The organism is Oculatella sp. FACHB-28 (genome assembly GCF_014696015.1).
Lineage (GTDB): Bacteria > Cyanobacteriota > Cyanobacteriia > Elainellales > Elainellaceae > JAAUTN01.
In genome coordinates this window covers 115,642-142,166 of record NZ_JACJPJ010000090.1, presented here as the reverse complement: position 1 = coordinate 142,166, position 26,525 = coordinate 115,642, and the positions used below count along the sequence as shown (strand labels likewise).

Here is a 26,525-nt window from a genome sequence, read left to right as displayed (position 1 = left end):
ATTACATCAAGCCCAGTTGAGAGAGGATGCCCTGACCAGTCACATATTCGGTAGCCAAACCCACGACGAAACCAATCATTGCCAAGCGACCGTTCCAAGTTTCAGCAAACCGGGTAAATCCAAACTTAGGCTCTTGAGCTTCCATGACAGCAATCCTCAGTTAAGTCAACTCTTGTAAATAGAAGTTAACACGGAAGTTCTTGGAGTTGCAATATTTCTTTACAAAAGGGATTGTTAAGTAAGGGGCTAGGGACTGGGGGCTAGGGCATATTTCCTTCTACCTACCTTTGTTGCCGAGTCTTTGCAAGTTTTTACCTGTTCCTAAGCTGGGCTTGGGAACTACGGAGGCAGAGTCTTCAGAAGGGGCTTTAGCGCTCCCCTAGCCCCTAGCCCCTGCCCCCTAACCCCTTAGCTCAACACCCAATTCACCAACGTCCGAACCGGGAAACCCGTAGCTCCGGGGTTGTTGTAGCCATTTTCCTTTTCCTTCCACACAGGCCCAGCGATGTCTAGATGGGCCCAGGGGGTTTCTTTAACGAATTGTTTGAGGAAGAGGGCGGCTGTGATTGCGCCTCCAGCACGCGGGCCAGTATTTTTCATATCGGCTACAACAGACTTTAAGCCGTCGAAGTATTTTTCTTCCATAGGCATTCGCCAAAACTTTTCGCCAGAACGTTCGGCGGCTTGGGTAAGCTGGGTGGCGATCGCCTCATCTTCGCTCCACAACCCGCCAATATCATCACCGAGTGCAACAATGCAGGCTCCGGTTAGGGTTGCCAGATCGATAATGGCATCTACGCCTAGCTTTTCGGCAAACACCAGCGCATCTGCCAGGGTCAAACGGCCCTCAGCGTCAGTGTTATTGACTTCAATGGTTTTGCCATTAGAGGCAGTGAGAATGTCGCCGGGGCGCATAGCCCGACCACTGATCATGTTCTCGGTTACAGCACTAATGAAGTGAACTTCAACATCGGGCTTAATCTGCCCGATCGCCTTTGCAGCACCGAGCGTTGCGGCGGCCCCACCCATGTCGGTCTTCATCATTTCTACACCGCTGCCTGGTCCTTTGATGTTGAGCCCACCAGAGTCAAAGGTCAGCCCTTTGCCGACGATCGCCAGTTTGCGGCGGGGTGTTCCCTCAGGGCGATAGGTGAGGTGGATAAATTTAGGCGGCAGGTCAGAAGCTTGAGCAACGCCCAAAAAAGAACCCATCCCTAACTTCTCGCAGTCTTCTCGCTCAAGAATCTGTAGCTCTAAGCCAAATTCGTTAGCGATCGCCGCTGCGGTTTCTGCCATGACAATGGGGTTAACGATGTTGGCTGGGGCTGCCACCAGTTCCCTAGCGAGAATGACACCTAAGGCTATCTGGCGGGCACGGGTGATCGCCTCATCCTGACCGTTAAAGCCAAGCAGATCGATTTGCTCAAGCGGAGGAGCTTTGTCTTTATCTTCGTCCGACTTAAAGCGATTGTCCTGATGCAGGGTGAGTTCGATTCCCTCGGCGATCGCCTGGGCACTTATTGCCGCATCGCTATTCCACAGAGGCAGACTTACCCCCACCGTTTTACTCTTTTCTTTCTTCGCCAGGCGAACGGCGGCTGCGGCAGCTCGACGCAGACTTTCCAGCTTCAATGATTCGGGTTTACCTAAACCCAATACTGCAATCTTGCGAATAGGGCTACCTGCGCCGACTCGGGTCACTGCGCTGCTGCCTTCTTTTCCTTTAAACTCGGCTTCTCCAATCAGTTCGGTTAAGGTGCCGGACAGCTTGGTATCTAGCTCTGCCAGATCGCCCGTCAAATCTACAGCATCTTCAAATAAACCAATGACCAGCAAATCTCCAGACCAACTTAAGCGTGGCGTATCTGTCCCTAGAAGATTCATTTCTCCCGCTACCTGAAAGCATCAATACGTCCAGTATTGCTCAATTTTGATTTGAGCTGAGTTTGGGCTGCATCAGGAAGAGGGCGATCGCTGTCTAAAGACGGTCACAATCAATTAAGGATTGTTATCATGCTGTGAAAGACAGAACGATCCTTGGGACGCTAGCAGTCATTCAATCTAAGAATTGCAGGTTTAGCCAGACTTCATGCTAAAGCAACGTAAGAATCAGGTTTTCTTAGCTGTTGGCGCAGGGCTGGCAGCTTTAACTATGGGTGCTACTTTCTCTGCATCCAGATTGAGCGATTTAGTCTTAGAGCAACCCCTGGTCAAGCAATGGTTTGTCACTGAGCAGGCAACCGGTGAACTGGATTTGAGCCAGGATACAACCTCCGCTGTGTTGCCCCTGGTGTCAGTATCAGTGACAGAACGGGCCGCTCAACTAGAGGAAATTGCGAGCGGTTCCCCTTCGCCCGATCGCAATCGAGCACGCTATCTTCTCGCCAGTGACTTGATTCAGCAGGGACAGGCAGGGTCAGCGCTGCCTTGGCTGGAAGATCTGGAGCAAGACTATGCTGCTCTGGCACCGCAGATTCTCTACAAGCGGGCGCAAGCACACACGGCAAGCGGCAACCCGGCAGCAGCAACGGCAATGTGGCAGCAGCTTTGGACGGAATATCCTGATGATCCGGTTACAGCGGAGGCGTTGTTTGCGCTGGGGCAGAGTGACCCGCAGTACTGGGATCAGGCGATCGCCAAATTCCCCGCCCATCCCCGCAGCATTGAAATTGCTAAAACTCGCCTCAGCCAAGACCCAAACCAGCTTTCAATGCTGTTGGTTCTGGCAAAGCATGGGCATTACTTACCTGAAATTACTTCCATTTTGGATCGGTTGGTGAATGAGTACGGTAGCCAGCTTCAACCGGAAGACTGGGAGGCGATCGCCTTTGCCTATTGGGAAAATGGCTACTACGGCAGCGCTGGCTCAGCCTACGCCAAAGCGCCTCGCACTTCCCTAAATGCCTACCGGACTGGGCGCGGTGCCCAGTTAGGAGAACGCTACTCTGATGCACTCAAAGCTTACTACCAGCTAACGCAAGAATTTCCTGATGCTGACGAAACCGCAACCGCTCTGATTAAAATGGCAGAGCTAACTGACAAGCCACAGGATGCCTTAATTTACCTGGATACTGTGATTGAGCGTTTTCCCGACCGCGCTGCTGAAGCACTCGCCGAAAGGGCAGACGTGTTGGAGGCAATGCAAAGCCCTGAGTCTGCAAGTCAGGCACGGCAGTCTATCTTGACTCAGTACAGCAATTCTGAGGCAGCCGCAGAACTGCGCTGGAAGCAGGCAGAACGAGCGGCGACAGCAGGCGATGCCCGAACAGCATGGGAATGGGCACGGCAAATTGTTACCGAAAATGGCGACAGCGAATTAGCCCCTGAAGCTGCTTACTGGGTAGGCAAATGGGCAATTCAGATGGGTCAGCAGGCAGAAGCAAACAAAGCTTTTGAGTATGTCCTGACACACTATCCCGGGTCTTATTATGCATGGCGATCGGCATCCACACTGGGTTGGGATGTAGGCGACTTCACCACCGTGCGGCAACAGATTCCGCAGGTGGTCAAACCGATTAGCCAACCTGTCCCACCTGCCGGGTCAGCCGCACTACAGGAGCTTTATCGTCTGGGACAATACCGCGATGCCTGGTCAATCTGGCAAGTTGAATTTGACAACCCAGTACAGCCTACCGTTGCTCAACAATTCACGGATGGGCTAATGCGTCTTGGTGTGGGAGACAATCTAGACGGCATTTTCATGGTTTCTAGCCTGGAGTGGCGCGAAAAGCCAGAGGAAGAGCTTGAATATCAGGCACTCAAACGTCAGACAGGCTACTGGCAAGCGCTTTACCCTTTTCCATTCTTAGAACCGATCAATTCCTGGTCACAGCAGCGGCAGCTTAATCCGATGCTGGTGACAGCTTTAATTCGGCAAGAGTCACGATTTGAGCCCAAAATTGAATCCGTGGCGGGTGCAGTTGGGCTAATGCAGGTGATGCCAGATACGGCAGACTGGGTTGCTTCGCAGATTGGCTTGCAAGATTACACGATGAGTGACCCCAACGACAACATCTCTCTGGGCACCTGGTATCTGGACTATACCCATCGGGAGTACGACAACAATTCCCTATTTGCGGTCGCCAGCTACAATGCTGGACCGGGAAGTGTTGCCGATTGGATCGATCGCTTTGGCTTTAGCGACCCTGATGTATTTGTTGAACAGATTCCCTTCCCCGAAACAAAGGGTTACGTCGAATCAGTATTTGAAAACTACTGGAACTATTTACGTCTCTATAACCCAGAAGTTTCCCAACGTCTGGCTCAGTATTCTGAAGAACACGCCGCGACAGTGGGCTTTCTACCCGAGTAGCCCGATCGCAGTTTTCAACTCTTGGGCTAGTTACCAAAATTAGGAGAGAGGGCAAGGCTTCACCCTGCCCTCTCTCTTAACTCTTATGAATAACTCCATCACGTGGGGGACAAAACACAGGGTTCACCGCAAGGAAAGAGAGGATAAATCGGGACAGGTTGAAGATGCCCGATCGGTATAGATGCAGTCAAAAAAGACTAGAGCGTCTGAGCCTGTTTGAAAGCCGCCTAGCCTTGCTGTCCACCCTTCAGGGCGAACTCTTTGTCGCAACTCTCGAACTGTCAGATAGTACCTGATCTCGTCATCATGGTTCAAGGTTCTCCAGAGTTCATAGACATAATTATCTTCTCGCCCATTGGCGACCTGAAAGTCATCTGAGGTTTGTAGGCTAGGCAGAGATTCACAAGCGACATCATTTCCGTCAAAATCCAACGTTTGCAATCCCGTTGACACGAAATAGGATTGAGCCGCTTCTTGAGTCAAAAAATTTCTACAAGTTACGTCTTGAGATTTGGCTGGAGAAACTCCAAATATGCATAAGACTGGAGCTAATAGTGCGATCGCCGAAATGCTGCTGAGCTTAAACATACAAACATACTCCTCCTAGCTACTGTTTAGAAAAGCTAGGCTATTCAGGGGTTACGTTCACTCTTCGCTAAAACAAGAATCACAAAAAACAGGTATTGTTAACATCACCTATCAAGGTGAAATTAACAATATCTAATTCCCCGCTACTGCAAGCCTCAAGAACTTTGAAGAAAATAGCTCTGGGAAGGGCGATCGCTCAGAAAACTACCCTTCTATAGACATTGGATAGCGGAATCTGCAATGGAACTGTAACCAGACACAGTACTGCATCCAGTTGCTCATACTCAGTCATCAGCCATTGATTGTTTGCAGTTTTTGAGCAATGTTCCACATGCACTTTGTACTGATCCACCAAGACGTACTCTCGAAAGCTAGCTAAAGTCCTGTAAAACTCAAATTTTTCGCCTCGATCGTAATTTTTCGTGGAATCGGACAAAACTTCGACAATTAGCAAGGGATTTGTAATAGTGTCTTTGCGTCCTTCTACAAAGGACAATTCTCCTTCAACGACCATGACATCTGGATAGGTATACAGTCCTTTGCGAGGAATCCAGAGCCTCATATCGCTTATAAAAATGTCATAGTCTTGCTCAGTTAAGGCAAGGCTTAAAGCAGAACCAAAATTAACCGTGATGCGATTGTGATTTGGTGTTCCCCCTGCCATCGGAAAAATTTGCCCATTACAATATTCGCTCCTGAACTCAGCAGTTTCCTCAAGCGCTAAATATTCTTCCGGCGAATAGTGAGGCTGTTCTTTCGCTTGCATAAAGTATAGAAGCGTCGTTCGCACCCAGTTTATCTTTTAGTCCAAACTAGCTGTTGCAAAAAAAGGTGAGACAGAAACAAGCGCATCCGACCTATATCAATTTATTGGTTGCTGTAGCGCTGACCTTTACCACGAGCAAGATGAAACTTGCTTTTAGGCTGAGCGTAGTAGCGGAGCTTGTAGCCCGTGGCGTTGCTGAAGCTGATGCATGTGGTTAAACAACTGCCAGCAATATTGCTCTGGCAGACCGCAAGTGACAGCGCCCCGTAGCACCACGTTGAAATACCAGTCATTTGGAGCAAGCTCTTCAGTTAGCTTCTCTAAAACAACGTAGGTGCGAACATTCTCATATTGCTGACCTTGATGATGAATGGTCACAATTTCGTGCTAATAGCCTTCTTCACGTAAATCTAGGCGATCGCTCAACCGCTGCGGCAATCGGTACAAAACGCCTTCCACAAATGCAGTCGGATCTTTAACTACATCTAAAACGCCGCAGTTTCTTAAACGCGATTGGCGAAAAAATCCCAACCGATAGCCTCTTAGCGTGGCAGCCCCAATCACATGAGCGTGAACATTTTCACCGAGCGATCGCTTCAAATCTACCGGACACATGCAGGAGCCGTAGGCAAAATAATAGAACATTGGCTCTCGGAATGGTTCTGAAATCGTTGCCTGAACAAAACGGGGCTGAGCAGGTACTCCTGTCATGGTTACAAATCTCATGGGTTAACCACTTTTAACCTGTGATTGTAACAGAGCAAATTCTAAATTACCACCTATCCCGACGTGCAAACCGTAGATTGAAGTTCTAACAGATTGGGTGATTGCCAAGCGCTATCTCTGTAAGAACAGCTATCGAACTATGATTTTTTCACAGTTCGATGAGCATAAAGAGGTTAAGAGCAATTTCTCTACCGAGTGGGTCGTCGTCTCTGCAAAAACTCAGGAATATCCAAACCGGGTTTGTTCTTGGGTTCAGAAAGCGTGGTTGGAGGTGCAGGGGTGATGGGGGGAGCGCTAACACTCCGTTTTAGAGTTGTCACTCTAGATGTAGGTGCAGCTTGCGGCTCAGCTGAGAAACCCGTCGCAATCACCGTAATTCGAACCTCACCCTGAAGGCGATCGTCAATCACCGCCCCAAAAATGATGTTTGCGTTGGGATCAACTGCCTCGTAAATAATTTCCGCTGCCGAATTGACCTCGTGCAGCGTCAAATCAGAGCCGCCCGTGATATTAAACACAACCCCGCGCGCCCCATCAATTGAGGATTCGAGCAGTGGCGAGGAAATTGCGGTCATTGCGGCTTCTCTAGCCCTAGACTTGCCGGAGCCAACCCCAATGCCCATTAGCGCAGAGCCTGCATCCGCCATCACTGCCCGCACATCGGCAAAGTCAACGTTGACTAACCCTGGAACCGTGATGATGTCTGAGATGCCTTGAACACCCTGACGCAAAATGTCATCTGCAACCCGAAATGCTTCCTGCACGGGGGTCTGCTCTGAGATCACCGACAGCAGCTTATCATTGGGGATCATAATCAGCGTATCGACTCTGCTCTGCAAAGCTGCAATCCCTTCGTCTGCTTGACTGGTACGCCGTCTACCCTCAAAAGTAAAGGGACGGGTCACCACGCCGACGGTCAAAGCTCCAATCTCTTTTGCGACTTCTGCAACAATGGGGGCTGCGCCGGTGCCTGTTCCGCCACCCATGCCAGCCGTAATAAACACCAAGTCAGCATGTTCTAGCGCCGAAGCAACCTCATCTCGTGATTCTTCGGCTGCCTTTTGCCCAATTGCCGGATTGCCGCCAGCACCCAATCCACGAGTTAGCTTTTGCCCAACTTGAAGTCGATTGTGGGTAGATGCATTAACCAATGCCTGAGCATCTGTATTAATCGACCAAAACTCTACACCCGCGACCTCACTGGCAATCATTCGGTTTACGGCGTTACAACCACCACCGCCGACCCCGATCACTTTGATTCTGGCTATGCTGCTCGGCACGATCTCATCGCTCCTGGATTCCTCTCCCAGCACGGCTCTGGCATCGCGGACCTGACTTAAGTGTAGCCCAGAGTTGGTAAAAGGATTTGAAGTGTTCATTGATACTGGAAGAGTAAATTGATTTCATTTACTAAAAACTGCATGGGTGATAAATCACTAACTGCTAAAGCGATAGGACTTAAGAATAAGCAATTCAGTGACCTTCTACCCGTAAACTTATGAGCCTAGATGGGCAGAACTCAAAAGACTCAGTAATTTAATCTATTTGAGAAGCGCTTCAACCTTGTATGGCTGAGGCTCAACTTTACCTACTCGCCAACTCTAGTCAACTATAGGGTAAGTTGCTTGAAAAACCAATAATACACAATAGCTGGAGTAAATAGGAGTTTAACTAAATCCAAAAGATAGAAATCCACTTCTGGGTAGCATTCGTCAGAGGAATAGGCAAGCATCAATGGGCTAATCCATTCATTTCAACTAGTGGTGAAATTGCTCTAGCGAAAAGTTTGAGACTGTAGCCTTACAAAGATTGTTTGGGGGAAGCGCGATCGCCCAAAGCTCAAGCTGTTGAATGAATCAACCGCTGCCAAAATAGCAATAATCTCAGAATGAGCAACCACAAAAACTAGGGAGAACTAGATGTTGTTGTGTCCTCTGGCACAGCGCTAGTTTCAATCATGTGGAGAGAAGGATTATCAGGATTTCTCAGGTCAATATAATCAATCTGACTAGTATTTACAGTTTCTGGAAGTTCACGCATTTGGTTTAAGGCATTCAGTTGCTTTGGAAACTGGGAACTGTATGAACCCAAATGCACCATTCCTAGATCTGTCTTGAGAATCAAGTTAGCTGGATCTCGCCAATCAATTTCAAGAACAGCAACTAGGCTACGGCTGACCTGCTGATAAAGTTTTGACCACTCAGCAAGATACTGGCGGGGCATTCCTACAACTCTCAAGCTTGGCAGCGGTGATTGGTTTGATCCGCTGTAGTTTGCTAGGGGCATAGATACCCCCGTTTCATCGAGTAGTTTGATCTGGGTTGCCCCTGGCAAAACGGTTGACTGTGCGGATTGCTCAGGGGAGTTGGCTAAACCAGCAGTACCCGAATCGGGTTCTAAAAAAACTGCAACAGGACGACGCTCCTGAACTTGCACAGTCAGTCCGGGAGGAAACAGATGGCGAGTTATCGTCGCATCGGCAATGAATGCCTGAGACTTTAGCTGAGCTGCTAGTGCCTGTGGCTGTAACTGCAAGAGATGTTGAGGATAGGCAACCGGTAAGAGCGCCTGAACTGCCTCTTCAGAGAGAAACTCGTTACCATCGATCGCAATTTGCTCAGGTACTCGAATTGTCCAGGCAGGTAAGGTGACTCCCCAAACTAATCCGCCTGCCAATCCGCTGACTGCCAGTGTTCGCCAGCCAGCCTGCACAACCTTCAAACGGCGCTGACGGCGTAGTTTTTGCCGTCGTTCTGTTAATTCTGTTCGAGAAACGGATGCAATGTTAGTCATCGCTATCGGGCAGGGGGATAAAGTAGAAGACCAATTTTTTATGAATGCATGATACCAACTCCTTCTAAAGAATCAATTCCCGTCGATTGGTTCGGCTTGAAGCTGGCGTAAGTTCTGCTGAAGGTGATTTCCCCATTGAGTTGCCAGGGATAGATCGGTGAAAGGAATACGAATTGGCTCAGCGTTGTCCGATCGCTCGAATTCTAAAGCAACTTTGCGGCTCTTTTGAGGCGGTGTTTCTACATCGAAAGACTGATTGTCTACCCAGAGGCGAACGGCGCGAATCTGCTCTAGCGAAAAAGTTTGCAGGTTAACAGGAGCTTTGCGGGTTGGCTTACCCCAAGTCAAGGTGCTGCCATTTTGCCCCAGCACTGAATAGATATCGTATTTGGCACGTTCAAACTGCTCTGCCCAAACTCGGTAAGCTTCTAATTTCTGATATTCATTCCAACCTGCCCAGGCTAAGCCGATGAAAACTGCCAGTAAGGGCAGCCAAAGAAGTCCTCTTGTCATAACTTTTCACCTGATTCAACACGATACTGAGAGCAATTTTTAGCAACGTTTTTTAGCAATGTTCAACCTCTATTAGAGGGGGCTTGAGCTATCTTGGTGGATAACTGATGCTGCGGCGAAGCGGATTCTATGAAAAGGCTTTTTCTAACTGGATTGTTTTTGGTGGGGCTGTTTTTTGCGCTAGCGAGTTTTCCCGGTCTGGCAAACAAGGGTGAATACGAGTCTATTGTGCTGGATTTTCGGGATGATTTGCAGGCAGGGCAAATTGAGCGTGAGTTGGGGACGATCGCCCAACAGCTCAACGTTACTCCTCGCCTCAACAGCATTTTCTCAGAGCAGGATAATGTCTATGTCGTGGAGGGCGATCGCCAACTGCTAAAGCGGCTAAGACGCTCGGAGCTAAAGCAATACACTGAGTCGATTGAGCCAAACTATATCTACTCCACTCAAGACATTCCTAACGATCCCGATTACGCCAAGCAGTGGAATTTCCTCAATATCAACATCGAATCCGCTTGGGATGAAACCAAAGGAGCTGGCGTAACGGTCGCTGTAATTGATACCGGAGTTAGCCAGGTTCCCGATCTTCGCAGCACGAAGTTTGTCGCGGGCTACGATTTTGTCAACGACAGAGCAGAAGCCGCAGACGATAACGGTCATGGCACCCATGTGGCTGGCACGATCGCCCAGTCCACCAACAACGGCTATGGCGTAGCCGGGATCGCTTACGAAGCCAACATCATGCCGCTAAAAGTATTGGCTGCCTCTGGCGGTGGTACGGTTGCTGACATTGCCGAAGCAATTCGATTTGCCGCAGACCATAACGCTGATGTAATTAATATGAGCCTGGGCGGCGGCGGTGACACTGACCTGATGCGAGAGGCAATCGACTATGCCCACGGCAAAGGTGTTGTGGTTGTTGCTGCCGCAGGTAATGCAAGCAGTAACTCTGCCTCGTATCCAGCCCGTTATCCCAATGTGATTGCCGTTTCAGCGCTGGATTCCACCGGGGTCAAAGCACCCTATTCTAACTTCGGAGCTGGGGTAGACATTGCTGCTCCCGGTGGTTCCACAGGCGGCACTAACCCAGCGGGTGGAGTGCTTCAACAGACGATTGATCCCGAAACTGGAGAAGCTGTTTTTCGCGCCTTCCAGGGCACTAGCATGGCTTCTCCTCACGTTGCTGGCGTTGCGGCACTGGTGAAAGCATCTGGGGTTGAAAGTCCCGATGAGATTGCTCAAGTGTTGAAGCAGTCTGCCAGAGTGATTCAGGGAGATGAGCTAAACCACTTTGGTGCGGGACAGCTTGATGCTGCTGCTGCTGTGAAGCTGGCGCAAAAAGGACAAATTAACTTCCGCGACTTTTTCCGCTGGCTACGCGAGAATGGTTACCTTAACCTGCGCTTCTGGTTTGATGGCGGTGTAGTAGCGCTGTTGCCCAAGATCGGGATGGTGTTAGGGTCTTACTTACTGGCGTGGTTCCTGAGAAACTATCTGCCGATTTTTAGCTTCTCGCTAGGAAGTGGACTGGTTGCCGGTAGTGCTGGTCTGTTCTTTTTGCGCGGATTGTACGTGTTTGACGCGCCGCAGTTCCCCTTCCGTATTCTGGGTAGCTCGATCCCCGAACTGGGCGGAGCAATTCAGGGCAGCAGTTTGCTAAACCCGATTTTTGCCAGTGTGCTAATTCCGCTGGTGCTGGTAGCTCTGCTGTTAGGTAACGCACAGTGGAAATGGTTTGCTGTAGGTTCTGCCCTTGGGGTGGCATCTTGTCTTGCTATCAGTGCTATTGTTTCGCCAGAAGTCCTTTGGCTGGGAAGTGGAGCGATCGCCCGTAGCTATCTGATCGTGAACGCTCTCCTCTGCTTTGGACTGGCATACCTGGGATCAAAAGCGGAGACGCAGTCAGCATGAGCATTACAGTAGAAGGAATTATGCAAAAGTCGGAAATGGGTACAGGCACCTGGGCTTTGGTAACAGGGGATGGAGACTCTTACGAAATTCACCAAGGCGCACCCAAAGACCTCTTGCAACCTGGCTTACAGGTCAAAGTCGAAGGACAGGTGCGAAATGATGTCATGACGACCGCCATGATTGGACCTGTTTTAGAAGTGAAAAGTTTTGAAGTGGTGAGCTAGAAGATACGTGCTCACAGTTCAGTTCTTGAGCAAAAAGGGCTTGGCAATGCCAAGCCCTTGGAGTTTAGCGAATTGGGAAAGTCACAAAAATATCTCGTCTCAGCAGCACTTCTGCTGGGGCTTCGGGATCGTAGTAGGCTGCGCCAAGCCCAAATGGATTGTAGAGGGCTGGCTGAGGGGTCGAGCCGCAGGCAGGGGAAAAGAAATTGAACGGTGATTCTGCGACAGAGGGCACTGCCGCAACTTCGACTCCCATTGCTGTAGCGATCGCCGTCGCTCGATTTCGAGCATCACTAATAGCGTCTTGATAAACATCCTGCTCCAGTTCCGTGCAGTCGTTGACGGAATATTGAACACTCAGATTTTGCAGGAAGATTTCTTCACTGTCAGCGATCGCCTCATTCACCCCATCCACCGCTTGCTTAATTTGTTCTTGACTAGGCGTGTTCAAGTCAAACGATACAGAGCCTCGATCGGTGGTGTAAGGATAAACATTCGGGCTACCGGGTACGATCGAAACCTCAATAGCCTCAGATGAGATGCCTGCTGCAACCAACGCATCGACAACAGGCTGAAGTTGAGCCTCAGTGAGGGTAGGCGGTTCTCCTGGTGTAGCCTGTGCTTGCAGTGAAGATGGTGCTTGAGCAGAGGTATCGTTAAACAGCAGCAACCCTTCCTCTGGAACAGCATAAGGGTCGTAGTTTGTGAAAGAAAACTCAACTTCAGCTACATCTGCTGGAGCGCTTGCCTCTCCCTGACCTAAAACCATAAGCGCCTGCTGGTCTTCGTTAACAGGAGGGTAGAAAAGCTGGGCTACTTGGTCATCTGCTGCCCCAGGTTCCTGTTCCACGTTGGGTGGCAAGGACTGGGTAGCAGTCTGACTCAGAGCAGGTGTTGCAATCCAGGTGAGAGTGGCGATCGCCATTGATACTAGCGGTGAGGGGGCTATTTTTTTGCTCAAAGCTAAGTCTCCTGAGTGAGTAACACTGCTGCACATTGCAAAAATTCGCACTGTCTGACGATACACCGTTAACCAGTCGCTCTTCGAGAATTTGCGGCTTGAAATAACAACAGTTTCTCTAACAAGAGCCTACAGATGGAAGGGCACTCCGCGGGTGCTCTTCCATCTGTAGCCCTAATTTTTGGAATTGATATAACAACTCACTCTAGAAAGATTTGTGTCAAGCAATCCTGAGTCTGCAATCTTCAATAAGACCGATTGCTTTGAGAATTTCAATCCAGACAATAGGGGCAACAGTTAAGAAATATTAATTGGAGCCAGTTCATGACAGAGAATTTTAAGAAAGGCGATCACGTCGAGTGGAAAACTTCCCAAGGGAAAACAACGGGCGAGGTAAAGAAAAAGCTGACCTCAGAAACCGATATTAAAGGGCATCACGTTGCTGCTTCTAAAGACAATCCTGAGTATCTGGTTGAAAGTGACAAGTCGGGCAAAGAGGCGGCTCATAAACCCGAATCGCTGAAAAAGATTGACGGCTAGGAGCAGGATGATGGCAGGCGATCGCAAAGCAACCGTTGACGAGTTTCAGTCCGTCGTGAACATGTCTCCTAAAGAGCTTGAGTCTTGGCTTAAGACAGAGGACTCCAAGGCAGTAGGGCAAAAAGATGGCAACGAAGAGTCGACTGGACACAAATCAGGTCGGCACATCGTTGAACTGCTGAAAGTGAAGCAGGCTGACTACACAGAGGACGATCTAGCACAAATGAAGCGAGTGATCAGCTATGTTCACCGCCATTCCGCTCAGCGACCATCCGGCGATGTGACGGATACACGTTGGCGCTATTCCTTGATGAACTGGGGACACGATCCGTTGAAATGAATCTGCTGAGACGCGATGTATCGCGTCTCTTTGAGTTCTACGGCGATCGCCCCAAAAATCGCTCTAGCCCTCCGCCCTGCATCTCAAACATACTCCTCATCGTGATAATAAGAATGCTGTTAACGTGCAGATATTGAGCTTGAAGCAGTGCCATTTCCCAACTTAATGAACTAATTCTGCAAACTAATTCTGCAAATGTTTGAATGAATTTTGAATTAGCATAATTGTTGGTGAATATGAAAATATTAGCTTTCTCTAAAACCAATCTAAATTAAAGCTTCTAATAGGCTGCTCCCTAAATAGATGTAAGCTGCAACGATCGCCGCACCACTTATCAGTAATGCAATTAAAAAATATCTATATCTGACTTTAGTTAAACCTACAGCATAGCTCACAATATCTTGTGAGAGAGGCATGATTAAAATTATGTAGAAGATGCTTTGGCGACTTTTAAGTCGCCTCATAAATTTATCCAGTTCCTCTAGATTCTTCTTACCAATGAAACGGCTTGCAACTCCACGACCGAGTTTTCTAGAGATCCAATAATTAATGCTGCACCCAATCAGAGTAGCGACATAACTTAGAATAAAGCCAGTTTCCTTGCCAAATAAAGCTCCCCCTACAACAAAGAGAGAGCTTCCACTAAAAGGGGCAAGAATTAAACTCAGTGAACATAGAACAATAAAAATTAAAGGTGCCCAGGCTCCTGTTTCTTTAATAAAATGTTGGGCGTTTTCTAAGCCTATTGCTCGTAGAGCCAAAGCCATCAAAGCATAGACAATTGCAATAAATAATAAGGCTAAGAAAACTTTTTTAAGCTGCAGCTTAATTTGCATGGTAAAGACCTGATCTAACGAAGAGTTTGAAGTTGCTTTATGGATGAATGCCCTCAAAAAAATGCTTCAGGCTCAATTCATTAACAGAGAACTCTTGATCAACTTAGTAATAGAATCTACGAATCGTCAAGTTAAGATAAAGACTTTGGAAGTCAAGACAAAGGACTTAATTGATTGCGTGGAGCCAGTTGTGTATCTGGCATATTCCTTTGTGGCAAATAATTTAATTAATGGGATACCAGAAACATCGGCTCAAATCATCCTTGGGGGCGGTGCAAGATGGTGTCAGATAAGTTTCGGCGGCAGCTTCGGCAAGAAGCGGTAGGTTGGCTGGCGAATGGCGTGATTGATCAAGCTCAGCATCAGCGGTTGTCAGAGCTTTACGAATTTGACCGTCTGGATACAGCCGCCCGCGATCGCTTCATTGTCATCCTGGTTGGTCTGGGCAGCATCTTGCTGGGGCTAGGGATCATCACCTTTGTGGCAGCAAACTGGCAAGCTATTCCACGTGAACTGAAAGTAGCAATGCTGTTGGTTCTATTTGTTGGCATCAATGCGCTGGGATTTTATCTGTGGAAGCAGCCTTTGAGCCTGTCCCCTGGTAGAGAACAGGCACAGCAGCGTGTTGGGCAGGGGCTATTGCTCCTGGGGGCGCTGATTTTGGGCGCGAATATGGCGCTGATGGGACAAATTTTTCATCATAGCGGTTCAGCCTACGCCCTATGCCTGATTTGGGGATTGGGTGTAGTCGCGATGGCCTATAGTCTGCGCCTTGTTTCCCTTGGAACTCTGGCAATTTTGCTGATGGGAATTGGCTACTGGCTGGGCATCCAGGAATTGTTTAGTGTAGGTGTGCTACCTGCCTTGGGATTGGTGATGCAAAACATGCCGATCATTGCTGGGGTGCTGTTTGTGCCGCTGGCTTATCGGTGCCGCTCTGGAGTCTTATTTGGGTTGGCAGCGATCGCCGTCATCTCTTCTTTTCTAGTCATCCTTATGGATCTGAGTTGGCTGTTTCCTAATGCACAGGGTGCTATGGGAGCGATTGCCTTCACTTTACCGGCTGCGTTGCTGTGGAGCTATGACGACGCAATCTGGCAGCGTCCCTGGCAAAGACTAGCTTCCTTGCCACGTCCTAAGCCGTTTCGAGCGATCGCCCAACCCATGGCGCTGATTTATCTGAGTGGCTTGGTTTACCTGATGTCTTACCACTTCTGGTGGACTGAAGGTGGCAATCAGGCTGCTGCCTCGCCCCAGTCTCAACTAACTGGTAATGGACTACCGCTATTGCTTAACCCTAATCTGCTCTTTCTAATTGGACTAACACTGGTGCAGTGGTTCTACCGAGGCAAGCCAGAGCAACGTACTAACTACTGGCGGCTGACTCAGAATGACGGGGTGATGCTGGTATTTTTGCTCGTCATTGCTTGTATATCGTTATGGCATTGGAATGTTTCGCCGATCATGGCGATCGCTACCCTCGCCTTTAACCTCCTACTGTTTTTGCTAGCTGCCGGATGCCTGCGCGAAGGCTTAGCGGAGGGGCAACGTCGCCTATTTTGGAGCGGCATCGTGCTGCTGACACTGCAAGTTCTTAGCCGCACATTGGAATACAACACCGGGCTATTGCTGAAATCGCTGGTATTTTTGCTCTGCGGCGTTGCCGTCATCCTGGTTGGGCTGTGGTTTGAGCGGCATATGCGTGTGTTGAAACGTCCAATCCTCCCCGACACTTCATCATCGGAGCAAGCGTCATGACTACTCACAACGTTCCAGGTTGGCGGTTTTGGTTGCCATTAGCGGCTCAGGTCGCTCTGATTTTGGCAGTTCCAGCGCAGGCAGTTTACACGCAGTTCGCAGGCAGAACGGCAATTCTACAAACGGTTCCGGTTGATCCTTATGATTTGCTACGTGGCTATTATGTAACGCTGAGCTACGACATCTCCAGGCTTGAAACCCTACAAAACTTGCCTGGTGGAGAAATTTTAGCTACTCCAAATTGGTCAGCCCAAACTCCCTCTTTATTTGAATCTGGGTTGCCCTTTTATATCGTGTTGCAGCCTGCTCCAGACTCCGATTCGCAATCTGCGGCAACCAGTTCATTGCCCCAACCCTGGCAGCCTGTGCGGATTAGTGGCGATCGCCCCACCAACTTACCCTCCAACCAAATTGCCCTACAGGGAAACTATCGACGCGGCAGCATTTCCTATGGACTAGAGGCGTACTATATTCCTGAAGATCAGCGGATTGAAATTAATGAACGAATCAACCAGTCTGGGCAATCAGGCGAAGCACAAGCCTTTGTCGTAGAGGTAAAAGTAGATGCCCAGGGGCAAGCAGTGCCCATCAGCTTGTGGGTAGGCGATCAGAATTATAAGTTTTGAGTCTTCCTCACCCAAAGCTGATCATTCAAAACTCAAAACTACCCTCTTTGCTTTGCTTCTAGCTACTCTGCTTCTAACGGTCTACGCAGTGAGTTTGCTATCATTAATCTTCTTTTATCTCTCCCAATGGGGAGGATTGGTTAATGGAGGACGTTAAAAAAGCGAAGGACCAAATTCTGCATGTGCTGAAGCTACAGGGCGCACAAACAGCGACTGCTCTGGCTGATGAGCTACAGGTATCACCGATGGCAATTCGGCAGCACCTTCAGACCTTAAAAGCAGAACAGTGGGTGACTTATCGCGAGGAACGTCGTCCAATGGGGCGACCCGTCAAGCTATGGCAATTAACCGAGCAGTCAGCCGATCGCTTTCCCAATCGGCACGCTGACCTGATGGTAGATTTGCTCCGCAGCATTCAAACGGTGTTTGGCTCTGATGGGGTGGATAGGCTAGTGACAGAGCGCAGCCAGCGGCAAATTCAAACTTACCAATCTAAGCTGACTGATTTGGTCGCTGAGCAGAATTGGCAACACCAGGTGAAAGCGATCGCCCAGCTTCGTACCCAGGAAGGCTACATGGCAGAAGTGATCGATCAACCCGATGGAAGCCTGTTGCTAGTTGAAAACCATTGCCCCATCTGCACGGCTGCCCAAACCTGCCAAAAGCTGTGTGGAGCAGAATTAGAGGTATTTAAGGCAATTTTGGGAGAAGCGATCGCCATTGAGCGAGTTGAGCATATTTTGCAGGGCGATCGCCGCTGTGCCTATTGGGTAGGGCTGAGGGATCAAGGACGAGGAAATACCTCTTTCCCTAATCCTTAGCCCCTCATCAGTTCACCCTTGGTAAAAACGGCAGACGCATATACGCTCCTAGCGGATCGTTGAGTGCTTTTAGGGTTTCCAGGTCGGCTCTTAGCTTTTGAAGTTCTAGAGAAAGCGGGTCGCTTGGTGTTGCAGCACGAGTTATCTGGTCGTTGATTCGACTGCTGAACAGTTGACCAAAGAATTGCTCGCCAAAGCTGGGATATTTGGGATATTCCTCTAGCCGCCAGTCATCTCCCAAGTCGGCTTCTTCAACGGCCGCCTGAATTGCGGCATCTAGCCCACCCAATTCATCTACCAGTCCTAACCGCTCTGCGGCAACACCAGACCAGACTCGTCCTTGAGCAATTTCGGCAAGCTGCTGTCGAGGAATGGGGCGAGATTCTTCAATTTTGTCGAGGAAGCGATCGTAGAGCCGATCGACAATTTGCTGCCCAATTGCCAGTTCTGCTTCTGTTTTAGGACGGGCGATCGTCTCGTAATCGGCATACTGTCCGGTCTTCACTACGTCCCAGGTGATACCGTTTTGGTTAGCAAGTTCCTGCACGTTAGGCAATAGTCCAAACACGCCGATCGAGCCGGTAATCGTATTGGGTGAGGCAAAAATTTGACCGCCATAGGTAGCAATCATGTAGCCACCAGAGGCAGCAAAGCTACCCATTGAGACAATGACGGGTTTTGCTTCTTGCGCCAAAAATACTTCTCGCGCAATCTGTTCAGAGGCAGTGGCACTTCCACCCGGACTGTTAATCCGCAATACGATCGCTTTTACTTCGTCGTCTTTACGCAGTTCTCGAAGCTGTCTGGAAAGGCGATCGCCCCCCACCTGACCTGCACTCCCTTCACCGCTGACGATATCGCCCTCTGCAACTACAAGCGCCACTTGGTTGTCGCCTCCAGCATCCTCGTCGGCCGCAAGCACATCAGCATAAGTGGGTAGAGCAATGTGGCGGAATGTTTCTCCTTCCCCTTCCCCTTCTCCCTCTGATTCACCCGTTAGTTTTCGTAACTCTGTCACAATTTCATCGAAATAGCTGACCCGGTCAACCAAGCCTGCCTCTTGAGCCTCATCGGCTAGCAGTAGCCCTTGATTGTTGGCGATCGCCTGAAGCTGTTGAGAAGTAATTCCCTGACTTTCGGAGGTAGCAGCAAGAAACTCACTCCACAAATCAGCCAGCAGTTGTTGGGTTTGTTCCCGCTCTTCAGGGCTTCTGCTAGTGCGGATAAACGGCTCCACTGCCGACTTATAGCGCCCCACGCGCAAGACCTGAATGCCAACACCGTATTTTTCCAAAGCTCCTGCAAAAAATGTAGTTTCTGCCCTGAACCCGTTTAGCTCCATCAGTCCACTGGGACTAAGGGCAACCGTATCTGCTACAGAGCCAAGATAATAGTCTTGTTCTGCCCAAGCTTCTGAATAGGCAAAAATTGGTTTTCCAGACTCGTGAAATGTTTGCAGTGCCTCTCGCACTTCTCGCAATGTGGCGAACCCAGAGCCAAGCCCAGTGGCATTCACATTGCCCGTAAGATATAGTCCGACGATGCGGTCATCTGTAGCAGCCTTCTCCAACGCATTCAAAACATTGCGGAGTGACACCGTTTCTGGAGTACCGTCTGATAAAACCCCTTGAATAACCGTGTTGGCATCAGAAACCGGGCTGGAATCTGTGATCTCCGTAGACAGGTCGAGAACTAAGATGGAATCTTTTTCTACAGTCGGTCCAGCACTTCGAGAGGCAGTGGCGATCGCACTGATGATAAATAGGAGTCCTCCAAGTCCCAGCGTCACAAACAGAATTAGTCCAACGAAACTAGCAAAAGTGTATTTGAGAAAGTCGCGCATGAGGGGAGTGGGAATTAGGGATTAGGGGTTGGGGATTGTGGAGTTGGAATTTTGATGGGTATTTGAGGGTTAGTACAAACGCAATTCCATCACGTCTCCATGGAGGGTAGTCAACCAAAACGGAATTGAGGCTAGATCTAGTTTAGAGTTTGGATTTAGAACTGTTGGAAATTCAACTAAATTCCCTAACCTCCAAACCTAAACCCTCATTCCCAAACTTTGCAGAACACCAGGATTCCCTAAATCTCTCACTGTAGAATTGCCTGTGCAAAAGAGAACGGTAGTGAGTTCTGCAATTAACAGCTTGACTAGCTCATGCAGTGCATCTTCTGATTCTGAGGCGGCTTGCAAAAAAGGCAGGGCTAGCCCAGCTAAGTCTGCTCCAAGGGCGATCGCCTTAGCTGCATCCAGTCCATTCCGCAATCCGCCAGAGGCAATCAAGGGAATGGTGGGGGCGATCGCCCGAATTCCAACAATGCACTCTGCCGTTGGCAGTCCCCAATTGGCGAATGTTTCTCCTAGTCGTCGCTGCTGAGCATCCTTTGCCCGCTCACTTTCCACCTTTGCCCAGGATGTTCCTCCGGCTCCGGCTACATCAATTGCACTAATCCCTGCATCAATCAATCTTTCTGCCATTTTTGCCGAGATGCCGTTGCCGACTTCTTTCGCAATCACAGGCACAGGCAGCTTTTGACAAAGTTGCGCAATTTTGGCAAACAGTCCGCGAAAGTTAGTATCTCCACTGGTTTGGACTGCCTCCTGAAGCGGATTGAGATGCAGTACCAAGGCATCGGCTTCTAGCCAGTCGATCGCCCGCTGGCATTCCTCCAAACCGTAGCTGTAGTTGAGCTGAACGGCTCCCAGATTGGCAAATAGGAGAATGTCAGGGGCAAGCGATCGCACCGCAAAGGTTGGCTTCACTTGCGGATTTTCGATCGCCACTCGTTGCGACCCCACTCCCATCGCCAGTTTGTAATGCTGCGCCACTTCTGCCAATCGATAGTTAATCCGTTGGGCTAACTCAGTTCCCCCCGTCATGGAGGAGATCAGTAGGGGCGCACCCAGCGACTTTCCTAAGAAAGTAGTTGTCAGGTCAATTTCATTCAGATCTAGCTCTGGTAAACAACAGTGAGTAAACCGATAGCGCTCTAGGCCAGTCGTAGTTTGGTGAAACTGCACATCCTCTTCCAGGCAAACCCTTAAGTGGTCTGCTTTGCGTCCCTGAGTTAAAGCTGCATCCTCTAAGATGTTTCCGTTGTGATTCGCTGTTTGATTGATTGAAGAATTTATAGTTGAACTCATAGTGCTTGAACCAGCCGCTAATATGCCACTGATATTTTGCTAAAAAGTGGCACCATGACTTTTAGTAATTTGCATAACTTTGCTTAACGGTACAGCTAATCGAAAGAATTTGCGGCACAAGTGGTGGCGATCGCCCATACTAACAACGCAATGGCTGTAGGGACGTTTCGCGAATCGCGAAACGTCCCTACAGCCATTGAAATGCCCTGAATGTTTAGTCTGCTAGCATCAGCTTATGCAAACCAAGGTTGAGCTTTGATCGGCAAGGAGAAGTCTGCTTCAGGCAGGCTTTTTGACAAACTCAAGATAGTCAAAGCGAGCATACTCACCCCCCTCTCGAATACCTTCCAGCTTAAATGTCTCTCCCTCCTTTAGTTGCACAGAACCTAAATTACGTCGCACAAAGCTAGACGAGCTTGCTTTATTGCTAGACAAATTCTGGTCAAAGCTCAGAGTAAAATCCTTTGCGGCAAAGTCTAGCTTGAGGGTAGAACGACCATCATTTTCGTCGAAATAGCCCATCACAACGTCATAGGTACCAGAACTGCCCTTAAACGTTTGGCTCAAGCTGCCTTTTGTCCCGGTTAGTTTAACTAGTTTTTGAGCGGAAGCCGAAGACAAGCTTTCAGCTGAGTAGCCTGATTTGGACATATTCTCAGCCTCATAGCGCAAGCTACTTGATGGAGAAGGACTGGGAACTGGACTAGGTGTTGGATTGGGTACTGGTGTAGGAGTTGGCAGGGGTGCAGGCGCAGGGGTGTTGCCAGGACGCGTCTGTAGGCTCTCAGCGCGACGAGCATCTTTCCACACTTGCTGTCCAAACCAGCTTAAATTATCTGGCATTGAACCACTAGAACTAAAGTTAGCTTTGTGTCCCCCACCACCAGTGGTCAGGTCAAAGGCATCGCCTCCCTGCCAAGCCCAGGCAAAGCGTCCCACCTCTCGCTTTTGAACAACCGGCAAAACACCACTCACTGTCTCCTTAAATCTGCCTGAGCTACCGTTTTCAGCACCATATTCCCCCACAACCAGGGCAAGTCCTTTGGCGTGAACTCGGTCAATGAAATCATCCATTTTTGCTTGAGTGTTCGTCTTCCACTGGTCGTATGTGTGCAGGGAAAAAACTGTGTTTTTGTCCGGATCAACAGATAACAGTTTTTGTCCTAAAGAAAGAATGGCAGATTTGCTTTCACTCACAGGGCTACTGTTCCAGGAACCGCTGTCTTGCCCCCAAGACCAACCATCTACAACGATCGGGTTATCAAAGCCAGTAGAGCGAATTGCTTTGATCACGGTAGTGTTTTGCTGTACATATTTGCTCACTGCGCTGGAGCTGCCGCTGTCAGAGCCTCCAGGTTCATTAGAAACGTTGAGCCAGACGTAGGGATTGTCTTTGTATTTGCTGGCTAATCCTTTATGCCAGTTGACCAGCTTGTTCAATTCATCTGAGCTGTACCATTTCCCGGTGCGTTCGTGCGGTTCAATCATCACCACAATGCGCTGACTGGTGAATTTCTCGACGATCGCATCAATGGTGCCGTTTTCAGCATAGGTTTGTTTGTTGTCCAAACCGAGCTGACGAACATTTAATCGAATTGAGTTAAATCCCCAACGTTTAATGTTGTCTACCTGTTCAGGTGTTTTGCCAGGCCATCCATAGCCTGGTCCGTTAATGTTGACCCCTTTGGCAATAAACTCACGTCCGCTTGGGTCATAGATTTTGGTGCCAACCACCCTAAAGTCATTTGAGGAGTCTGACCTACCGGCTGGAGTGGTTGCAGCAGCAGCAAATCTTTGAGATGAGGTTTGGCTCGTAGAAGCCATGAAAGAATCGCTGGAACGTTGTCTGTGTATTGATGGTGAGTATTTTGGAGTACTCAAGGGGGATGCTGTAATGTCTGGTGATGCAGTTCCTAAAGGTTGCTGGTTCTTCTGTCCAAAACCTTTGCTGGATTGCATGTTGAGCTCCTATTGATGATTAGATTGTTGGAATGTTGTGTAATGAGCAGGCTAAAGCTGAGCAACCGAGGTTAAGTTCGGTACTCAAAACATCTGCAAAACATGTGTCTTTACAGACTGCTGCAACAAAGCACAGCAATTTAGCCGTGAAATATCGGGTTCAGCACTGTTTCTGGTAGATGGGCTGAACAGAATTGGAGGTTTTGGAAGTGCAAGGAGAAATGGCGATCGCCACCTCCCTTATTTCCACCCTCACTAAAGCTGAATTAGACGCAAAACATCGGCTCCTGAAACCTTAATTTCAGGTAGATTCCCCATCAGGAGCCACTGATAGATGAGTGATGAATGTGCTGAAAACTTTCGCAGAATCGCCGTTTGGGTTCAGAGTATAGAACTCAAGTACAGGACTGGTTAGAATTTGCTCGAATCTTTCTTGGACAAGCAATCTTTGAACTTGCAAAGATGTGATACATGCCATCTCCACAAAAGCTATTGAGCATTAGTCATGTTTAACCAAGAAGTATTGGTTGGTAAACGATTGTGCCTAGACCTGGCGGATGCATTGAAAGAATGGGTATTCAATTTCACCCTTAGAGGTTAGATGCGTTATACACGTCTAACGTTATATTCTACCCATGTAAATAATGTCAAGGATTGCCAAAAATGAGTGATATTTAGAGTTAGCAGGAACTTTCTTGATGCTCCGTTCGTCTAACTAATTGATATGATTCGTTCGGCAACAAAATGATGTGAACAAGTTGCCAAAACTTTTTGTTTTTTGGGAACAATTATCTTGTTAATTTAGACAGACGAGATAGCTTCTCACACTCACCTATTCGAGCGGTAATTAGCTGCGAGTGATTAATTCCACTGCATCGCGCCCATCAGTTTCTTGTAGATAAACTTTCACCTGTTCTTCTTTGGCGGTAGGCAATTTTTTTCCAGTGAAATCAGGGTGAATTGGTAGCTCTCGATGCCCGCGATCAACCAGTACTGCCAGCCAAATTGCTTCTGGTCTACCGTAATCATTTACTGCATTTAACGCCGCCCGAATGGTTCGCCCTTTGAAGATCACGTCATCAACTAACACAACGGTTTTGCCCGACAAATCAAAGGGAAGCTCCGTTTTTGCAGGTGTGCGTACTCCAATGGTGTCTAAGTCATCCCGATAGAAGGTAATATCTATTGCACCAACGGGAACTTCTACCTGTTCCAGGACTTCAATTTGTCGAGCTAGCGTTTCTGCTAGTGGTACGCCTTTAGTGTGGATCCCTAACAGCATGAGTTTCGACAAATCTCCAGCCCGTTCAACAATTTGAGAGGCTAGCCGAGTCAGGGTACGACGCAGTTCGTCGGCGGAGAGAATTTCAACAACTTCTGGGGGCATGGGGTCAGGGGTTAGGAGTTGGGAAGGCTGATTATTTTAGCAATCTTCTGACAGCCAAGCTCCTGCTTCTGACAGCCAAGTTTGCTCGTTGCAGATGCCAATCGAGATTATCGTGGGATTGGCTAAAGGCGATCGCCCCCAAATCCACTCAGTTATTCCAAGAAATATTAAGATAAGATCATTACGGCTTCTTTACAGCACCCGATCCCGATCGACTAGGAAAACTTTGTTAAGAAGCTATTAAGCGCAGCTTATCTCTTATTCAATCTCTCTGGAATTCTCTTATGACTCTGCCGATTCGCAATGTCGCCATCATTGCTCACGTTGATCATGGCAAAACAACTCTAGTTGATGCGCTGCTCAAGCAGTCTGGCACATTTCGCGAAGGGGAAGAGGTTCCAGACTGCGTCATGGACTCCAACACCCTAGAACGGGAGCGGGGCATCACGATTCTGTCAAAAAATACAGCCGTTCGTTTCAAGGAAACGCTGATCAACATTGTAGACACCCCTGGTCACGCTGACTTTGGTGGCGAAGTGGAGCGGGTGTTGGGCATGGTAGACGGCTGCATCCTGATCGTGGATGCCAACGAAGGCCCGATGCCTCAAACCCGATTTGTGTTGAAAAAGGCTCTGGAAAAGGGCTTGCGTCCAATTGTGGTGGTGAATAAAATTGACCGTCCCCAAGCTGACCCGCATGGGGCGATCGACAAAGTGCTGGATCTGTTCCTGGAATTGGGTGCAGATGATGACCAGTGCGATTTCCCTTACCTATTTGCTTCTGGGCTAGAAGGCTACGCCAAAAACACTCTGGAAGAAGAAGGCGTAGACATGCAGCCCATGTTTGAGGCAATTTTGCAGTATGTCCCCGCTCCGGTTGGCGATCCGGCGAAGCCTTTACAGCTTCAGGTGACGACGCTGGACTATTCAGAATATCTGGGTCGAATCATCATCGGCAAAATTCACAACGGCACCATCCAGGCAGGTCAGCAGGCGGCACTCGTGACTGAAACGGGTGAAGTCGTCAAGGCAAAAGTAACGAAGCTGCTGGGTTTTGATGGACTCAAGCGAATCGAATTGCAAGAAGCTTCGGCAGGCAACATCGTCGCGGTCGCTGGGTTTGCCAATGCCAACATCGGCGAAACAATTACCTGCCCGAATGAGCCGCAGGCTTTGCCGCTGATCAAAGTGGATGAGCCAACTCTGCAAATGACTTTCTCAGTGAACGATTCGCCGTTTGCAGGACAAGAGGGGACTTACGTTACGTCTCGTCAGGTGCGCGATCGCCTCTTCCGAGAACTGGAAACCAACGTTGCGCTGCGGGTTGAAGAAACTGACTCTCCCGACAAAATTGCGGTTGCGGGTCGGGGTGAACTTCACCTGGGCATCTTGATCGAAACCATGCGGCGAGAAGGCTACGAGTTCCAGGTTTCTCAGCCACAGGTCATTTACCGCGAGGTCAACGGCCAGCCCTGTGAGCCATTTGAGCTACTTGTGCTAGACGTTCCTGAAGATGGAGTTGGTGGCTGCATCGAGCGTTTGGGTCAGCGTCGAGGCGAAATGCAGGACATGCAGGTGGGCGGCAACGGTCGCACTCAGCTAGAATTTGTCATTCCGGCGCGAGGCTTAATCGGCTTCCGGGGTGAATTTATGCGCCTGACTCGTGGCGATGGCATCATGAGCCACAGTTTCCTGGATTATCGTCCGCTCTCCGGCGATGTGGATACTCGTCGCAACGGTGTGCTGATTTCCTTCGAGGAAGGCGTCTCCACCTTCTACGCGATGAAAAACGCTGAGGATCGGGGCGTATTCTTCATCTCACCCGGAACCAAGGTCTACAAAGGCATGATTATCGGTGAGAACAATCGTCCTCAAGATCTGGAAATCAACGTTTGTAAAACCAAACAGCTCACCAACCACCGCGCCTCTGGCGGTGAAGAACTGGTGCAGCTTCAGACTCCGGTCGACATGAGCCTGGAACGCGCGCTGGAATACATCGGTCCCGACGAACTGCTGGAAGTTACTCCAGAGTCGATTCGTCTGCGGAAGATGTCTAAGAAACTAGCGAAGCGCTAAAAGCTAGGTCATTAAACTTAGTGAGGCGGGCATTTTGCCCGCTTTTTATTTGGCGCTGTTCCTACAAGATTTGGCAGCAGGTTAAAGAGGCGATCGCGGTTGGAGGGTTCTACCTAAGCAATTCGTCGAGTAATCAATGAAGTACTAGAGCACTCGTACCTTTCCCTGTTTAGTCTAAACTGTCTGTGTTCGGAACCGTGCTTTAAGATGCTGGATCACGAAGCGTAGGTTTGACAATAGAGAG

Annotated in this window: 22 protein-coding genes and 2 pseudogenes; 9 read left to right on the top strand and 15 right to left on the bottom strand. The window is 49.1% G+C overall.

The features are described from left to right. Window position 1: 1 nt before the first annotated feature. Complete coding sequence (locus H6F88_RS23780; protein ID WP_190645209.1) at window positions 2–145, bottom strand: chlorophyll a/b-binding protein; 144 nt, start codon at window positions 143–145, stop codon at window positions 2–4. Window positions 146–408: 263 nt separating this feature from the next. Beyond that, entirely contained in the window at window positions 409–1,884 is a 1,476-nt protein-coding gene (locus H6F88_RS23775; RefSeq protein ID WP_190645208.1) for a leucyl aminopeptidase, read from the bottom strand. A gap of 205 nt (window positions 1,885–2,089) precedes the next feature. Here H6F88_RS23775 and H6F88_RS23770 point away from each other — a divergent pair, with 205 nt between their 5' ends. Continuing rightward, window positions 2,090–4,312, top strand: coding sequence for a transglycosylase SLT domain-containing protein (locus tag H6F88_RS23770; protein ID WP_190645207.1), 2,223 nt, complete (start codon window positions 2,090–2,092; stop codon window positions 4,310–4,312). A gap of 123 nt (window positions 4,313–4,435) precedes the next feature. Here H6F88_RS23770 and H6F88_RS23765 read toward each other — a convergent pair whose 3' ends face one another. The 7 genes and pseudogenes from H6F88_RS23765 to H6F88_RS23740 form a co-directional block, all read right to left on the bottom strand. Further along, window positions 4,436–4,900 carry a hypothetical protein gene (locus H6F88_RS23765; RefSeq protein ID WP_190645206.1) on the bottom strand — a complete coding sequence of 155 codons (465 nt, stop codon included), beginning with the start codon at window positions 4,898–4,900 and terminating at the stop codon, window positions 4,436–4,438. A gap of 196 nt (window positions 4,901–5,096) precedes the next feature. After that, complete coding sequence (locus H6F88_RS23760; protein WP_190645205.1) at window positions 5,097–5,666, bottom strand: Uma2 family endonuclease; 570 nt, start codon at window positions 5,664–5,666, stop codon at window positions 5,097–5,099. Window positions 5,667–5,819: 153 nt separating this feature from the next. After that, window positions 5,820–6,377: pseudogene (locus H6F88_RS23755) on the bottom strand (gamma-glutamylcyclotransferase). Between the two features lie 203 nt (window positions 6,378–6,580). Next, window positions 6,581–7,780 (bottom strand): annotated as a pseudogene (gene ftsZ, locus H6F88_RS23750) (cell division protein FtsZ); the annotation flags it as partial. A gap of 386 nt (window positions 7,781–8,166) precedes the next feature. After that, window positions 8,167–8,292 carry a hypothetical protein gene (locus H6F88_RS34160; RefSeq protein ID WP_277882223.1) on the bottom strand — a complete coding sequence of 42 codons (126 nt, stop codon included), beginning with the start codon at window positions 8,290–8,292 and terminating at the stop codon, window positions 8,167–8,169. A gap of 5 nt (window positions 8,293–8,297) precedes the next feature. Then, on the bottom strand, window positions 8,298–9,185 hold the full coding sequence (locus H6F88_RS23745; RefSeq protein ID WP_190645203.1) for an FtsQ-type POTRA domain-containing protein: 888 nt from the start codon (window positions 9,183–9,185) through the stop codon (window positions 8,298–8,300). Window positions 9,186–9,257: 72 nt separating this feature from the next. Further along, a complete protein-coding gene (locus tag H6F88_RS23740; RefSeq protein WP_190645202.1) occupies window positions 9,258–9,698 on the bottom strand; it encodes a hypothetical protein in 441 nt (146 codons plus the stop codon). Window positions 9,699–9,827: 129 nt separating this feature from the next. On the opposite strand from H6F88_RS23740, the gene H6F88_RS23735 reads away from it, so the two are divergent. After that, on the top strand, window positions 9,828–11,609 hold the full coding sequence (locus tag H6F88_RS23735) for a S8 family peptidase (RefSeq protein ID WP_190645201.1): 1,782 nt from the start codon (window positions 9,828–9,830) through the stop codon (window positions 11,607–11,609). Then, on the top strand, window positions 11,606–11,833 hold the full coding sequence (locus tag H6F88_RS23730) for a hypothetical protein (RefSeq protein WP_190645200.1): 228 nt from the start codon (window positions 11,606–11,608) through the stop codon (window positions 11,831–11,833). Before H6F88_RS23735 ends, H6F88_RS23730 begins: the two co-directional genes overlap by 4 nt. 64 nt (window positions 11,834–11,897) lie before the next feature. Here H6F88_RS23730 and H6F88_RS23725 read toward each other — a convergent pair whose 3' ends face one another. Then, window positions 11,898–12,794: an SIMPL domain-containing protein gene (locus H6F88_RS23725; RefSeq protein ID WP_190645199.1), complete on the bottom strand. Its 897-nt coding sequence runs from the start codon at window positions 12,792–12,794 to the stop codon at window positions 11,898–11,900. A 324-nt stretch (window positions 12,795–13,118) separates the two neighbouring features. Here H6F88_RS23725 and H6F88_RS23720 point away from each other — a divergent pair, with 324 nt between their 5' ends. Next, window positions 13,119–13,334 carry a DUF2945 domain-containing protein gene (locus tag H6F88_RS23720; protein ID WP_190645198.1) on the top strand — a complete coding sequence of 72 codons (216 nt, stop codon included), beginning with the start codon at window positions 13,119–13,121 and terminating at the stop codon, window positions 13,332–13,334. 10 nt (window positions 13,335–13,344) lie between these two features. Beyond that, window positions 13,345–13,674 carry a DUF3140 domain-containing protein gene (locus tag H6F88_RS23715; protein WP_190645286.1) on the top strand — a complete coding sequence of 110 codons (330 nt, stop codon included), beginning with the start codon at window positions 13,345–13,347 and terminating at the stop codon, window positions 13,672–13,674. A 266-nt stretch (window positions 13,675–13,940) separates the two neighbouring features. Here H6F88_RS23715 and H6F88_RS23710 read toward each other — a convergent pair whose 3' ends face one another. Continuing rightward, the gene (locus tag H6F88_RS23710; RefSeq protein ID WP_190645197.1) at window positions 13,941–14,510 is read right to left on the bottom strand and encodes a VTT domain-containing protein; all 570 of its coding nucleotides are present in this window, start codon (window positions 14,508–14,510) and stop codon (window positions 13,941–13,943) included. 279 nt (window positions 14,511–14,789) lie between these two features. Here H6F88_RS23710 and H6F88_RS23705 point away from each other — a divergent pair, with 279 nt between their 5' ends. The 3 genes from H6F88_RS23705 (at window position 14,790) to H6F88_RS23695 (ending at window position 17,715) form a co-directional block, all read left to right on the top strand. Further along, window positions 14,790–16,268 (top strand): DUF2157 domain-containing protein, encoded by a 1,479-nt coding sequence (locus tag H6F88_RS23705; RefSeq protein ID WP_190645196.1) that lies wholly within the window; start codon window positions 14,790–14,792, stop codon window positions 16,266–16,268. Continuing rightward, on the top strand, window positions 16,265–16,894 hold the full coding sequence (locus H6F88_RS23700; RefSeq protein WP_190645195.1) for a GDYXXLXY domain-containing protein: 630 nt from the start codon (window positions 16,265–16,267) through the stop codon (window positions 16,892–16,894). Before H6F88_RS23705 ends, H6F88_RS23700 begins: the two co-directional genes overlap by 4 nt. A 143-nt stretch (window positions 16,895–17,037) precedes the next feature. Further along, window positions 17,038–17,715, top strand: a complete 678-nt coding sequence (locus tag H6F88_RS23695) for a metalloregulator ArsR/SmtB family transcription factor (protein WP_190645194.1) — start codon at window positions 17,038–17,040, stop codon at window positions 17,713–17,715. A 7-nt stretch (window positions 17,716–17,722) separates the two neighbouring features. Here H6F88_RS23695 and sppA read toward each other — a convergent pair whose 3' ends face one another. The 4 genes from sppA to pyrR all read right to left on the bottom strand — a co-directional run bounded on the left by sppA (window position 17,723) and on the right by pyrR (window position 24,206). After that, window positions 17,723–19,558: a signal peptide peptidase SppA gene (sppA, locus tag H6F88_RS23690; RefSeq protein WP_190645193.1), complete on the bottom strand. Its 1,836-nt coding sequence runs from the start codon at window positions 19,556–19,558 to the stop codon at window positions 17,723–17,725. A 198-nt stretch (window positions 19,559–19,756) separates the two neighbouring features. After that, window positions 19,757–20,860, bottom strand: a complete 1,104-nt coding sequence (gene fni, locus H6F88_RS23685) for a type 2 isopentenyl-diphosphate Delta-isomerase (RefSeq protein WP_190645192.1) — start codon at window positions 20,858–20,860, stop codon at window positions 19,757–19,759. 279 nt (window positions 20,861–21,139) lie between these two features. Then, window positions 21,140–22,684 (bottom strand): glycoside hydrolase family 5 protein, encoded by a 1,545-nt coding sequence (locus H6F88_RS23680; protein ID WP_190645191.1) that lies wholly within the window; start codon window positions 22,682–22,684, stop codon window positions 21,140–21,142. A 982-nt stretch (window positions 22,685–23,666) separates the two neighbouring features. Beyond that, a complete protein-coding gene (gene pyrR, locus H6F88_RS23675; RefSeq protein ID WP_190645190.1) occupies window positions 23,667–24,206 on the bottom strand; it encodes a bifunctional pyr operon transcriptional regulator/uracil phosphoribosyltransferase PyrR in 540 nt (179 codons plus the stop codon). A 284-nt stretch (window positions 24,207–24,490) separates the two neighbouring features. Here pyrR and typA point away from each other — a divergent pair, with 284 nt between their 5' ends. After that, window positions 24,491–26,281 carry a translational GTPase TypA gene (gene typA, locus H6F88_RS23670; RefSeq protein ID WP_190645189.1) on the top strand — a complete coding sequence of 597 codons (1,791 nt, stop codon included), beginning with the start codon at window positions 24,491–24,493 and terminating at the stop codon, window positions 26,279–26,281. Window positions 26,282–26,525: the final 244 nt, after the last annotated feature.